Source organism: Enterobacter cloacae complex sp. GYL001, assembly GCF_049237125.1.
Classification (GTDB): Bacteria; Pseudomonadota; Gammaproteobacteria; order Enterobacterales; family Enterobacteriaceae; genus Enterobacter; species Enterobacter hormaechei_C.
In genome coordinates this window covers 38,394-51,889 of the sequence record NZ_JBMKGW010000011.1, presented here as the reverse complement: position 1 = coordinate 51,889, position 13,496 = coordinate 38,394, and the positions used below count along the sequence as shown (strand labels likewise).

Below are 13,496 nucleotides of genomic sequence, written 5' to 3'. Positions count from 1 at the left end.
GCCCTTCAGCGTTCCGTTGCGTGTTGACGCCACAGTTATTGCTGGCGTAACATGCGCGCACGATTACGCTAAGAGGACATTCGCCTTGGACACACCCAGTAGATACTGGCTCAATTCCCTGTCATCCAGGAACAACTCCTAAGGCTATCTCCTCTTGCTGATGGCCTTAGTGGTTGTCAGCGACTGCATCATTCCCGTCGCGCTGAGTCAGGCTGTTTAATGGTCTGAAACCCAATTTGTTTCTGTGTGCCCACCGAACTGTCCGATATTTTTTGCATTGGGAGTCCCGGTCATGTTGAGCGCATTTCAACTCGAAAATAACCGACTGACTCGGCTTGAAGCCGAAGAGTCACAGCCCCTCATTGATGCCGTATGGGTGGATCTGGTCGAGCCGGACGACGATGAGCGCCTTCGCGTACAATCTGAACTGGGGCAAAGCCTGGCGACACGCCCGGAACTGGAAGACATCGAAGCATCCGCCCGTTTTTTTGAAGACGAAGACGGCCTGCACATTCACTCCTTCTTCTTTTTCGAAGATGCCGAAGACCACGCGGGGAACTCCACCGTGGCGTTTACCATCCGCGATGGCCGCCTGTTCACCCTGCGCGAGCGCGAACTGCCTGCGTTTCGTCTCTACCGTATGCGTGCCCGCAGCCAGGCGATGATGGACGGCAACGCTTATGAGCTGCTGCTGGATCTGTTCGAAACCAAAATCGAACAGCTGGCGGATGAAATCGAAAACATCTACAGCGACCTGGAAAAGCTGAGCCGCGTGATCATGGAAGGCCATCAGGGCGATGAGTACGACGAAGCGTTGTCCACGCTGGCTGAGCTGGAAGATATCGGCTGGAAGGTGCGTTTGTGTCTGATGGATACCCAGCGCGCGCTGAACTTCCTGGTGCGCAAGGCGCGTCTGCCGGGCGGTCAGCTGGAGCAGGCGCGTGAGATCTTACGCGATATCGAATCCCTGCTGCCGCACAACGAATCCCTGTTCCAGAAGGTCAACTTCCTGATGCAGGCGGCGATGGGCTTTATCAACATCGAGCAGAACCGCATCATCAAGATCTTCTCGGTGGTGTCCGTGGTGTTCCTGCCGCCGACGCTGGTGGCGTCCAGCTACGGGATGAACTTCGAGTTTATGCCGGAACTGAAGTGGAGCTTTGGCTACCCGGGGGCGATTATCTTTATGATCCTCGCCGGGCTGGCGCCGTATCTGTACTTTAAGCGGAAGAACTGGCTGTAAAAATCTGGCGGGTGGCGCTGCGCTTACCCGCCCTACGATCGAATTCCCTCTCCCTATGGGAGAGGGTTCCCCACAAAATAATGCCTGCACCCCAGCCCTCTCCCTTGAGGGAGAGGGCTGGGGTGAGGGGGAACATACGGCTCTGGTGGTCATTCCGTTCACTTTATGTTCCTTGCTACTCTGTCACGACATGACCGGTGAACGTGCCAGGGTGGCTCAGTCGCCACCACCCTGGCGACCCGGGCTTCCGGCGGAAAATCGCCGCTTCGCGGTGCCTTCGGCTTATTCCTTCCGGCTTATCGGGGACGGGCGGAGGTAACATCCCTGTAAAGCCCTCGGTTATTCTGAGGCAACGTTATCGCTTTTGCTTTCAAATTACTGGGGAACCCTCTCCCCTGTGGGAGAGGGTTAGGGTGAGGGCAACATCACAACCCTTTGCGCACCCTGCGCTGGGTATAAATCGCATCCGCAACAAAGATGGCCAGCGCCACCCAGATAAAGGCGAACGTCACCATCTTATCCGCACCCGGCACCTCGCCGTAAAACACCACCGCCAGCAGGAACATCAGCGTGGGGCCAATGTACTGGAAGAAGCCCAGCGTGGAGAGGCGCAGACGCGTTGCCGCGCCGGTAAAGCACAGCAGGGGGATCGTTGTGACCACGCCTGCGGCCATCAGCATCAGGTTCAGCGACCATGGGTTGCTGCCCATGTGGCTGGTGGCGCTGTCGGCAATACCGAACAGGTAGATCGCGGCGACAGGCAGCAGCCACAGGGTTTCAAATAGCATTCCCGTCTGCGCTTCCACGGCAATTTTTTTACGCACCAGGCCGTAGAAGGCAAAGCTGAACGCCAGCCCCAGGGCGATAACCGGCAGTGAGCCGAAGGTCCACAGCTGTACCAGCACGCCGCAGAAGGCCAGAATCACCGCCACCCACTGCATCCGGCGAAAGCGCTCACCAAGGAAAATCATCCCCAGCAAAATATTGACCAGCGGGTTAATAAAGTAGCCCAGGCTGGCTTCGAGCATGTGATGGTTATTCACCGCCCAGATAAACAGCAGCCAGTTTCCGCCAATCAGCACCGCAGAGAGAGCGAGCAGGAAGACCTTCTTCGGGGTTTTCAGCAGCGTTTTGACGCCTGACCACTGACGGCTGATACTCATCAGCGCAATCATGAAGAAAAAGGACCAGATGACGCGGTGAGTGAGGATCTCGTCCGCCGGGACATAGGCGATAAGTTTGAAGTACGCCGGTGCGATACCCCAAATAAAATAAGCGGCAAGGGCGAGTAAAACGCCCTGCCGCGTCTGTTTAGCATCCATCGGGAAAATCCGTTACAAAAAAGTGAAGTAATTTTACCCGAATTTGCCGTCTCAACCCACCATATAAGTGGCGGTTGCGCTGGCGATATAAACCTGCTCCTCGTTATGCAGCTCCACGCGGGCGACAGCAACTTTATTCCCGGCGCGCAGCAGGCTGCTGGTGCAGGTGAAGCGGTTTCCGCGTCCCGGACGCAGGTAGTCGACGCGTAAATCGATGGTGCCCATGCGCGACAGGCGCTGGCGTAACTCATCTTCGTTGATGGTGTCATGGCGCGTCAGCGTGCTGCCCACGCACACCAGACCGGCCGCCACGTCCAGCGCGGAGGCAATGACCCCGCCGTGCAAAATGCTTTGCGCCCAGTTACCGACCATCATTGGCTGATTATTGAAACTCAGCTGAGCGAAGTCTTTTTCGTATCGCTCCAGCTCAAGACCCAGTGCACGGTTGAACGGCATGTGGTACACAAAAATCTCGCCCACGAGCTTTAAGGTTTCTTCGGCGGTGAGTGTGGCTGACATCTGACGTGGCATCCTTGTTGTTAACAAAATGTTGATTTTATGCTTCAGGATAAAGGAATGCCACTTTAAGAAACGAGGAAGCGGAAGTTATCGCAGAAGTCTGTAGAATGCCCGGACAAAACTATTCATTAAATGTCACCATTTCAGGAGAACACCACCGATGCGGACGTATCTGGGTTGGTTACTGGCGGCGGTTGCGCTGCCCCTCACAGCATATGCGCAGGAAGCGACGATCAAAGAGGTGCATGATAAACCTGCCGTCAAGGGCAGCATCATCGCCAATATGCTTCAGGAGCATGACAATCCGTTCACGCTGTACCCGTATGATACAAACTACGTGATCTACACCCAGACCAGCGATCTCAACAAAGAGGCGATAAGCTCCTATAACTGGTCTGATAATGCGCGTAAAGATGAGGTGAAGTTCCAGCTCAGCCTCGCCTTCCCGTTCTGGCGCGGCATCCTGGGGCCGAACTCGGTACTTGGCGCGTCTTACACGCAGAAGTCATGGTGGCAGCTCTCCAACAGCGGGGAATCTTCACCGTTCCGCGAAACCAACTATGAACCGCAGCTGTTCCTCGGTTTCGCCACCGATTATGAGTTTGCAGGCTGGACGCTGCGAGACGTGGAGGTGGGCTATAACCACGATTCCAACGGTCGTTCCGACCCAACCTCACGCAGCTGGAACCGCATCTATACGCGTCTGATGGCGCAGAACGGCAATTTCATGGTGGAAGTGAAGCCGTGGTACGTGGTGGGCAGCACCGATGACAACCCGGATATCACCAAATATATGGGCTACTATCAGCTTAAAGTGGGCTATCAGCTGGGTGACGCGGTGCTGAGCGCCAAAGGCCAGTACAACTGGAATACCGGCTACGGCGGTGCAGAGCTGGGCCTGAGCTACCCGGTAACGAAACACGTTCGTCTTTATACTCAGGTGTATAGCGGGTATGGCGAATCGCTGATCGACTACAATTTCAATCAGACCCGCGTCGGTGTGGGCGTCATGCTGAACGATATTTTCTAAGCTGCTCGAATGTTTTTGCGTTAAACGTTGAAGTTTCTCTCTCAGGCGCTGAAAATAGCGCCTGTTTCATTTCTGGCATATGGGGTTAACGTGGCGCAGGCGGAAGTATTGAATCAGGAATCGCTGGCTAAACAGGTTTTGCAGGAAACCTTTGGCTACCAGCAGTTCCGCCCTGGCCAGAAAACCATCATTGAAACCGTGCTGGAAGGCCGCGATTGCCTGGTGGTCATGCCGACCGGCGGCGGAAAATCGCTCTGCTATCAGGTGCCCGCGCTGGTGCTTAATGGCCTGACGGTCGTGGTATCGCCCCTTATTTCCCTGATGAAAGACCAGGTCGACCAGCTGCTTGCCAACGGCGTGGCGGCGGCCTGTCTGAACTCGACGCAGACCCGCGAGCAACAGCAAGAGGTAATGGCCGGGTGCCGCACCGGGCAGATCCGCCTGCTGTATATCGCGCCAGAACGCCTGATGCTGGACAACTTCCTCGATCATCTGGCGCACTGGAATCCGGTGCTGCTGGCAGTGGATGAAGCGCACTGTATCTCCCAGTGGGGGCACGATTTCCGCCCGGAATACGCCGCTCTTGGCCAGCTTCGTCAGCGCTTCCCCGAGCTGCCGTTTATGGCGCTTACCGCCACGGCGGACGACACCACGCGTCAGGACATCGTTCGCCTGCTGGGGCTGAACGACCCGTATATTCAGGTCAGCAGCTTCGACCGCCCGAACATCCGCTATATGCTGATGGAGAAGTTCAAGCCGCTGGATCAGCTCTTACGCTACGTGCAGGAGCAGCGCGGAAAGTCCGGCATCATCTACTGCAACAGCCGGGCGAAGGTGGAAGACACCGCCGCGCGTCTGCAAAACCGTGGCTTTAGCGCCGCGGCCTATCACGCCGGGCTGGAGAACCATATCCGCGCCGACGTGCAGGAGAAATTCCAGCGCGACGACCTGCAAATCGTGGTCGCAACGGTGGCGTTCGGGATGGGGATCAACAAGCCCAACGTGCGCTTTGTGGTGCATTTCGACATTCCGCGCAATATCGAATCCTACTATCAGGAAACCGGCCGCGCCGGGCGTGACGGCCTGCCTGCGGAAGCGATGCTGTTTTACGATCCGGCGGATATGGCGTGGCTGCGCCGCTGTCTCGAGGAGAAACCGCAGGGGCAGTTGCAGGATATCGAACGGCACAAGCTTAACGCGATGGGGGCCTTCGCCGAAGCGCAAACCTGCCGCCGTCTGGTGCTGCTCAACTACTTTGGTGAAGGGCGTCAGGCACCGTGCGGCAACTGCGATATCTGCCTCGACCCGCCGAAGCAGTACGATGGCCTGATGGACGCGCGCAAAGCGCTCTCGACTATCGGACGCGTGAACCAGCGCTTCGGGATGGGCTACGTCGTTGAAGTGCTGCGCGGGGCTAACAACCAGCGTATCCGCGATATGGGTCACGACAAGCTGCCGGTTTATGGCATCGGGAAAGACCAGAGCCACGAGCACTGGGTGAGTATCATCCGCCAGCTGATCCATCTCGGCTTTGCCACGCAGAACATTGCCCAGCATTCTGCGCTTCAGCTGACCGAAGCGGCGCGACCGGTCCTGCGTGGCGAGGTTGAACTGAAGCTCGCCGTTCCGCGCGTCGTCGCCCTGAAGCCGCGCGTGATGCAGAAATCCTACGGCGGTAACTACGATCGCAAGCTGTTCGCCAAGCTGCGTAAGCTGCGTAAAGCCATTGCGGATGAAGAGAACATCCCGCCATACGTGGTGTTCAACGACGCGACGCTTATCGAGATGGCCGAGCAAATGCCGCTCAGCGCCAGCGAGATGCTCAGCGTCAACGGCGTTGGCACGCGTAAGCTGGAGCGCTTCGGTAAAGAGTTTATGGCGCTCATCCGTTCCCACGCTGATGGTGATGATGAGGAGTAGTCAGCCGGGCGAAAAAGTGCCAGGATGGTGACTCACTACATTATTTCCCCGCGAGCTAATTATGTTAATGCTATTTCTCACCGTGGCGTTAGTGCACATCGTGGCGCTGATGAGCCCTGGCCCTGACTTTTTCTTCGTGTCACAAACGGCCGTCAGCCGCTCCCGCAAAGAGGCAATGATGGGTGTGCTCGGTATTACCATGGGCGTCATGGTCTGGGCGGCGGTTGCGCTGCTCGGTCTGAACCTGATCCTGGCGAAAATGGCGTGGCTGCATAACATCATCATGGTCGGCGGCGGTCTGTACCTGTGCTGGATGGGCTACCAGATGCTGCGCGGGGCGCTGAAGAAAGAAGAGAAAAAGCCGGAAGAGCCAAAGGTTGAGCTGGCAACGGGCGGCCGTAGCTTTGTGAAAGGGCTGCTGACCAACCTGGCGAACCCGAAAGCGATTATCTACTTCGGCTCTGTGTTCTCGCTGTTTGTAGGGGATAACGTCGGCGCGGGCGCGCGCTGGGGGATCTTCCTGCTGATCGTTGTTGAGACGTTCGCCTGGTTTACCGTTGTGGCAAGCCTGTTTGCCTTACCGGCGATGCGTCGCGGCTACCAGCGCATCGCGAAGTGGATCGACGGCTTTGCCGGCGCGCTGTTCGCCGGCTTCGGCATTCATCTCATCATTTCTCGCTAAGCATGACGCGCTGACGCAAGCAGCGCGCCAACCAGCATAAACAGCGAACCAAAGACTTTGTTCAGGGCCTTCATCTGTTTAGGCCCTTTGATCCACGCCGCAATTCGCTGCGCCAGCGTCGCGTAACCAATCATCACAATGATATCGACAATAATGGTGGTCGCGCCCAGCACCACGTACTGCATCACCTGTGGCTGATGCGGCACGATAAACTGCGGGAACAGGGCGGCGAGGAACACGATGCTTTTCGGGTTGGTCAGGTTAACGAACACCGCGCGTTGAAACAGGTGGCCGCGCGTTTGCGTCCGGGAGAGCGTATGCAGATCAATCGAGCCTGCGGCGCGCCACTGCTGAATACCCAGCCAGATAAGATACGCTGCGCCAGCCCATTTCAGCACCTCGAAGGCCAGCACCGAACGGGAGAACAGCGTGCCCAGACCAATCCCCACCAGCACAATATGAATGCCAAGCCCGGTCTGTAAACCGGCGATTGACGCCGCCGCGCCGCGATAGCCGTGATTAATGGAGGTGGTCATGGTGTTGATTGCGCCCGAGCCAGGTGAAAGGCTGAGGATGATGGATGTCAGCAGGTAGGCGAACCACCATTCGAAGGTCATTTGAAACTCCCGGATCGTCTGTTTTTATGCCACAATACGCTATTGTTGAGTCATTTTGTGACCGGTGACGAAAAAAACGATATTCCCTGAATTACGGGGGGTGGAAACCCAATGTTTCAGCAGAAAAAGGACTGGGAAACACGAGAAAACGCATTTGCTGCTTTCTCCATGGGGCCGCTGACCGATTTCTGGCGCCAGCGTGAGGAAGATGAGTTTATGGGCGTCGGGGAAATCCCGGTACGCTTCGTTCGTTTCCGTGATGAAAAAAATGACCGGGTGATTGTGGTCTGCCCCGGGCGCATCGAAAGCTATATCAAATATGCCGAGCTGGCGTATGACCTGTTCCATCTGGGCTTTGATGTGTTAATTATCGACCATCGCGGGCAGGGGCTTTCTGGCAGGATGTTGCCGGATACCCATCGCGGCCACGTGGATAACTTCAGCGATTACGTCGACGATCTGGCCGCGTTCTGGCAGCAGGAAGTGCAGCCCGGACCGTGGCGCAAGCGTTATATTCTTGCCCACTCCATGGGGGGGGCGATCTCGACGTTGTTTTTGCAGCGCCATAAGCACCAGTGTGACGCCATTGCGCTGACCGCGCCGATGTACGGCATTGTGATACGTTTTCCTGACTGGATGGTGCGCCATCTTCTCGACTGGGCTGAGGGCCATCAGCGCATTCGAGAAGGCTATGCCATCGGAACAGGACGCTGGCGGGCATTGCCATTTGCCATCAACGTGTTAACCCACAGCCGGCAGCGTTATCGCCGCAACCTGCGTTTTTATGCCGATGAACCGCGTCTGCGGGTCGGCGGCCCCACCTGGCACTGGGTGCGGGAAGGTATTCATGCCGGTGAGCAGGTGCTGGCGGGCGTAGGCGATGATGACACGCCGACGCTCCTGATCCAGGCGGAAGAAGAGCGTGTGGTGGATAACCGCATGCATGACCGCTATTGTGAACTTCGCGCCGCTGCGGGCCATCCCTGTGAAGGGGGTAAACCGCTGGTCATCAACGGTGCGTACCATGAGATCCTTTTTGAAAAGGACGCTATGCGCTCAGTCGCGCTCAACGCCATTGTTGAATTTTTCAACAGGCATAACTGATTATTGTTTTCCACCAGAGGTTGAAATCCCTATGTACCAGGTTGTTGCATCTGATTTAGATGGCACGCTGCTTTCCCCCGACCACACCCTGTCGCCTTATGCGAAAGAGACCCTAAAACTCCTGACTGCCCGTGGCGTGAACTTTGTGTTCGCCACCGGTCGCCACCACGTGGACGTGGGACAGATCCGCGATAACCTGGAGATCAAGTCGTACATGATCACCTCTAACGGTGCGCGCGTACATGACACGGACGGCAACCTGATTTTTACCCATAATCTCGATCGTGACATCGCCACCGATTTGTTCGGCATTGTGCATAACAACCCGGATATCGTGACTAACGTTTACCGCGACGACGAGTGGTTTATGAACCGCCATCGCCCGGAAGAGATGCGCTTCTTCAAGGAAGCCGTATTCCAGTACTCACTGTACGAGCCGGGTCTGCTGGAGCCGGAAGGGATCAGCAAGGTATTCTTCACCTGTGTAAATCATGAGGAGTTACTGCCGCTGGAGCAGGCGATCAACGCCCGCTGGGGCGACCGCGTGAACGTGAGCTTCTCCACGCTGACCTGTCTGGAAGTGATGGCGGGCGGGGTGTCCAAAGGTCACGCGCTGGAAGCGGTAGCGAAACGGCTGGGCTTTGATCTGAAAGACTGTATCGCCTTTGGCGATGGCATGAACGATGCCGAGATGCTCTCCATGGCGGGTAAAGGCTGCATCATGCAGAACGCGCACCAGCGCCTGAAAGATCTGCACCCGGAGCTGGAAGTGATCGGCACCAACGGCGATAACGCCGTGCCTAAGTATCTGCGCAAACTGTTCCTTGAATAATCTTCAATTGATTGTTTATTGTTCAGATGTCAACTAAAGAGTTCGCTACAATGCCTCTCCTTCTTTCTGAGAGACAAGCATTGTGGCGCTACTCATTATCACCACTATCCTGTGGGCCTTCTCCTTTAGTCTGATTGGCGAATACCTTGCCGGATCGGTCGACAGCTACTTCTCGGTACTGATGCGCGTGGGGCTGGCGGCGCTGGTGTTCCTGCCGTTCCTGCGTACCCGCGGGCAGTCGCTAAAAACGATACTGCTGTACATGCTGGTAGGCGCGATGCAGCTCGGCATCATGTACCTGTTCAGCTTCCGGGCCTACGTTTACCTGTCCGTCTCGGAATTTCTGCTCTTCACCGTGCTGACGCCGCTCTACATCACGCTGATTTATGACTTGCTCAGCAGGCGCCGTTTGCGCTGGGGATATCTGCTGAGCGCTGCGCTGGCAGTCATTGGCGCGGCGATTATTCGCTATGACAAGGTAAGCGATCACTTCTGGACCGGGCTGATGTTCGTCCAGCTCGCTAATATCAGCTTTGCCATCGGGATGGTGGGTTACAAACGTCTGATGGAGACCCGCCCGATGCCGCAGCATAACGCGTTTGCGTGGTTCTATATGGGCGCGGCGATTGTCGCGGTAGCGGCGTGGTTTCTGCTCGGCAATCCGCAAAAGCTGCCGACTACCTCCGTGCAGTGGAGCGTTCTGGTCTGGCTGGGCGTGGTGGCGTCGGGGCTGGGCTATTTTATGTGGAACTACGGCGCTACGCAGGTAGACGCCGGGACGCTGGGGATCATGAACAATGTGCACGTGCCGGCGGGGCTACTGGTGAACCTCGCCATCTGGCAGGAGCAGCCGCACTGGCCGAGTTTCCTTATTGGGGGAACGGTGATCCTGGCTTCGCTGTGGGTACATCGCCGCTGGGTCGCTCCGCGCTCCGCACAAACGGAAGATGGTCGCACGCGTGGTTCCGCGCTGAGCGAATAAACGCTTCCGTAATCGGCTGACGCTGCTCGCCGTCGCGCACGGCGGCGTACAGCCGGCTCCACAGTCCTTCACCCAGGGTTTTGGTGACCACCAGACCCTGGCGTTCAACCGTCTCGACCACCCAGTGCGGCAGCGCCGCAATCCCCATTCTGGCCGCCACCATCTGAATTAACAGCAGCGTGTTATCCACGCTTTTCAGCTGTGGGCTGATGCCCGCGGGTTGCAGGAAATGGCGCCAGATATCCAGACGACTGCGCTGTACCGGGTAAATCAGCAGCGTCTCCGTTGCCAGATCTTCCGGCGTGATACGCGTTTTAGCGGCCAGCGGATGGTCCGGGGCCAGCACCAGACGCACCTCAAAATCAAACATTGGCGAATAGTGCAGACCGCTGCGCGGTAGAATATCTGAGGTCATCACCAGATCCAGCTCACCCTGCTGAAGCGACGGCTGCGGATCAAACGTGACGCCGGATTTGAAGTCCATCTCCACCTGCGGCCACTTCTGGCGGAAGTTCTCAAGCGCGGGGGTCAGCCACTGAATACAGCTGTGACACTCAATGGCGATGCGCAGGGTGGTCTGCTGCGGCTCGTTGCAGGACTGCAACGCGCTGGCAATCTGCGGCAGCACCTGGTTCGCCAGCTGAAGCAAAATTTCGCCCTGCGGCGTAAAGCGCAAAGGCTGGCTCTTACGCACAAAAAGACGAAAGCCGAGGCGTTGTTCCAGATCGCTGAACTGGTGAGAAAGGGCAGACTGAGTCTGGTGCAGCGTGGCCGCTGCCGCCGCAAGAGAACCGCAGTTCCGCAACGCTTGTAGCGTTTTCAGGTGTTTAATCTCGATCATGAAAGTCCTTCACTTCGCCATGAACATTTTGCGCTTGAGGAATATACAGTACCTGCCAATTATAGAAGTGTAAACATCTGGACGTCTAAATAACGAATTTCTACAAGGGGTATGCCATGACAATCCGCACTCACACTCTCGGTTTCCCTCGCGTTGGCCTGCGTCGCGAGCTGAAAAAAGCGCAAGAAAGCTACTGGGCGGGTAACGCCACCCGCGAAGAACTGCTGGCGGTGGGGCGCGAGCTGCGCGCGCGTCACTGGGATCAGCAAAAACAGGCGGGCGTAGACCTGCTGCCGGTGGGCGATTTCGCCTGGTACGACCATGTTCTGACCACCAGCCTGCTGCTTGGCAACGTGCCGGCTCGTCATCAGAACAACGATGGATCGGTGGATATCGATACCCTGTTCCGCATCGGCCGTGGCCGCGCGCCAACGGGTGAGCCAGCGGCAGCGGCGGAAATGACCAAGTGGTTTAACACTAACTATCACTATATGGTGCCGGAGTTCGTTAAGGGCCAGCAGTTCAAACTGACCTGGACCCAGCTTCTGGATGAAGTGGACGAAGCGCTGGCGCTGGGTCACCAGGTGAAACCCGTGCTGCTGGGGCCGGTCACCTACCTGTGGCTGGGCAAAGTGAAAGGCGAGCAGTTCGACCGCCTCAGCCTGCTGAACGATATTCTGCCGGTTTATAAGCAGGTGCTGATTGAGCTGGGCAAACGCGGTATTCAGTGGGTGCAAATCGATGAACCGGCGCTGGTGCTTGAGCTGCCGCAGGCGTGGCTGGATGCCTTCAAACCGGCGTATGACGCGCTCACGGGCCAGGTGAAGCTGCTGCTGACCACCTATTTCGAGGGCGTAACGCCGAACCTCGACACCATTACCGCGCTGCCGGTTCAGGGTCTGCACGTTGATCTCGTTCACGGCAAAGACGATGTGGCAGAGCTGCACAAGCGTCTGCCTGCGGAGTGGCTGCTCTCTGCCGGTCTGGTGAATGGTCGTAACGTCTGGCGTGCCGATCTCACCGGGAAATATGTACAAATCAAGGAGATTGTCGGTAAACGTGAATTGTGGGTAGCCTCTTCCTGTTCCCTGCTGCACAGCCCGATCGACCTGAGCGTGGAGACCCGACTCGACCCTGAGGTGAAAAGCTGGTTTGCCTTTGCCCTGCAAAAGTGTGAGGAGCTGGCTCTGCTGCGCGACGCGTTGAACAGCGGCGACACGGCAGCGATTACCGACTGGAGCGCGCCGATCCAGGCGCGCCGTCACTCGACGCGCGTGCATAACCCGGCGGTGGAAAAACGTCTGGCGGCCATCACTGCCCGGGACAGCCAGCGCCAGAGCCCGTATGAAGTGCGCGCCGAAGCCCAGCGTGCGCGCTTTAACCTGCCCGCGTGGCCGACCACAACCATCGGCTCCTTCCCGCAGACTACCGAGATCCGCGGCCTGCGCCTGGACTTCAAAAAGGGCAATCTGGATGCGAATCACTACCGCACCGGCATTGCGGAGCACATCAAACAGGCGATCGTCGAGCAGGAACGTCTGGGTCTGGACGTGCTGGTGCACGGCGAGGCCGAGCGTAACGATATGGTGGAATACTTCGGTGAACACCTGGACGGCTTTGTCTTTACCCAGAACGGCTGGGTGCAAAGCTACGGCTCCCGCTGCGTGAAGCCGCCGGTGGTGATCGGTGACGTCAGCCGCCCGGAAGCGATCACCGTGGAGTGGGCGAAGTATGCCCAGTCTCTGACCGACAAACCGGTAAAAGGCATGCTTACGGGGCCGGTGACCATTCTCTGCTGGTCGTTCCCGCGTGAAGATGTATCCCGGGAAACCATCGCCAAACAGATCGCCCTGGCGCTGCGTGATGAAGTGGCGGATCTGGAAGCGGCGGGGATTGGCATCATTCAGATCGACGAACCGGCGCTGCGTGAAGGCTTGCCGCTGCGTCGCAGCGACTGGGATGCTTATCTGACGTGGGGCGTTGAGGCGTTCCGCCTCAACGCGGCCGTCGCGAAGGACGACACGCAGATCCACACTCACATGTGTTACTGCGAATTTAACGACATCATGGACTCCATTGCCGCGCTCGACGCCGATGTGATCACCATCGAGACCTCGCGTTCAGACATGGAGCTGCTGGAGTCGTTCGAAGAGTTCGACTACCCGAACGAAATCGGGCCGGGCGTGTATGACATTCACTCCCCTAACGTGCCGAGCGTGGAGTGGATTGAAACGCTGCTGCAAAAAGCCGCCCGGCGCATTCCGGCGGAACGCCTGTGGGTAAACCCGGACTGCGGCCTGAAAACCCGCGGCTGGCCTGAAACCCGCGCGGCGCTGGCGAACATGGTGCAGGCGGCGCAGAATTTGCGTCAGGCGTAGTGGGGCTGGATTGCCCGGTTGGCGCA

Annotated in this window: 13 protein-coding genes; 9 read left to right on the top strand and 4 right to left on the bottom strand. The window is 57.5% G+C overall.

Annotated elements, in window-relative coordinates:
• Positions 1-85 precede the first annotated feature (85 nt).
• Positions 86-142, top strand: a complete 57-nt coding sequence (gene ysgD, locus ACOTWU_RS17935; protein ID WP_212743980.1) for a YsgD/CorL family protein — start codon at positions 86-88, stop codon at positions 140-142.
• 150 nt (positions 143-292) lie between these two features.
• Positions 293-1,243, top strand: a complete 951-nt coding sequence (gene corA / locus ACOTWU_RS17930; protein WP_003860807.1) for a magnesium/cobalt transporter CorA — start codon at positions 293-295, stop codon at positions 1,241-1,243.
• Between the two features lie 425 nt (positions 1,244-1,668).
• On the opposite strand, the gene rarD is transcribed toward corA, so the two are convergent.
• Both rarD and yigI read right to left on the bottom strand, forming a co-directional pair.
• On the bottom strand, positions 1,669-2,565 hold the full coding sequence (rarD, locus tag ACOTWU_RS17925) for an EamA family transporter RarD (protein WP_017694744.1): 897 nt from the start codon (positions 2,563-2,565) through the stop codon (positions 1,669-1,671).
• Between the two features lie 51 nt (positions 2,566-2,616).
• On the bottom strand, positions 2,617-3,084 hold the full coding sequence (gene yigI, locus ACOTWU_RS17920; protein ID WP_006812366.1) for an acyl-CoA thioesterase YigI: 468 nt from the start codon (positions 3,082-3,084) through the stop codon (positions 2,617-2,619).
• 160 nt (positions 3,085-3,244) lie between these two features.
• On the opposite strand from yigI, the gene pldA reads away from it, so the two are divergent.
• From pldA to rhtC, 3 genes are all read left to right on the top strand, one after another.
• Positions 3,245-4,114 (top strand): phospholipase A, encoded by an 870-nt coding sequence (gene pldA / locus ACOTWU_RS17915; RefSeq protein WP_003860803.1) that lies wholly within the window; start codon positions 3,245-3,247, stop codon positions 4,112-4,114.
• A 90-nt stretch (positions 4,115-4,204) separates the two neighbouring features.
• Positions 4,205-6,034 (top strand): ATP-dependent DNA helicase RecQ, encoded by a 1,830-nt coding sequence (gene recQ, locus ACOTWU_RS17910; protein WP_252049387.1) that lies wholly within the window; start codon positions 4,205-4,207, stop codon positions 6,032-6,034.
• A gap of 61 nt (positions 6,035-6,095) precedes the next feature.
• On the top strand, positions 6,096-6,716 hold the full coding sequence (rhtC, locus tag ACOTWU_RS17905) for a threonine export protein RhtC (RefSeq protein WP_006179256.1): 621 nt from the start codon (positions 6,096-6,098) through the stop codon (positions 6,714-6,716).
• On the opposite strand, the gene rhtB is transcribed toward rhtC, so the two are convergent.
• Entirely contained in the window at positions 6,713-7,333 is a 621-nt protein-coding gene (gene rhtB, locus ACOTWU_RS17900) for a homoserine/homoserine lactone efflux protein (protein WP_040117070.1), read from the bottom strand. The genes rhtC and rhtB overlap by 4 nt on opposite strands.
• A 111-nt stretch (positions 7,334-7,444) precedes the next feature.
• Here rhtB and pldB point away from each other — a divergent pair, with 111 nt between their 5' ends.
• The 3 genes from pldB to ACOTWU_RS17885 all read left to right on the top strand — a co-directional run bounded on the left by pldB (position 7,445) and on the right by ACOTWU_RS17885 (position 10,251).
• The gene (gene pldB / locus ACOTWU_RS17895; RefSeq protein ID WP_015570002.1) at positions 7,445-8,437 is read left to right on the top strand and encodes a lysophospholipase L2; all 993 of its coding nucleotides are present in this window, start codon (positions 7,445-7,447) and stop codon (positions 8,435-8,437) included.
• A 31-nt stretch (positions 8,438-8,468) separates the two neighbouring features.
• A complete protein-coding gene (gene yigL / locus ACOTWU_RS17890) occupies positions 8,469-9,269 on the top strand; it encodes a sugar/pyridoxal phosphate phosphatase YigL (protein WP_015570001.1) in 801 nt (266 codons plus the stop codon).
• Positions 9,270-9,351: 82 nt separating this feature from the next.
• The gene (locus tag ACOTWU_RS17885) at positions 9,352-10,251 is read left to right on the top strand and encodes a carboxylate/amino acid/amine transporter (RefSeq protein WP_023295736.1); all 900 of its coding nucleotides are present in this window, start codon (positions 9,352-9,354) and stop codon (positions 10,249-10,251) included.
• Here the strand turns inward: ACOTWU_RS17885 and metR are convergent.
• On the bottom strand, positions 10,139-11,092 hold the full coding sequence (metR, locus tag ACOTWU_RS17880) for an HTH-type transcriptional regulator MetR (RefSeq protein WP_015570000.1): 954 nt from the start codon (positions 11,090-11,092) through the stop codon (positions 10,139-10,141). The genes ACOTWU_RS17885 and metR overlap by 113 nt on opposite strands.
• A gap of 116 nt (positions 11,093-11,208) precedes the next feature.
• Between metR and metE the strand changes: the two genes are divergently transcribed.
• The gene (gene metE, locus ACOTWU_RS17875; RefSeq protein WP_023295737.1) at positions 11,209-13,470 is read left to right on the top strand and encodes a 5-methyltetrahydropteroyltriglutamate--homocysteine S-methyltransferase; all 2,262 of its coding nucleotides are present in this window, start codon (positions 11,209-11,211) and stop codon (positions 13,468-13,470) included.
• Positions 13,471-13,496 lie beyond the last annotated feature (26 nt).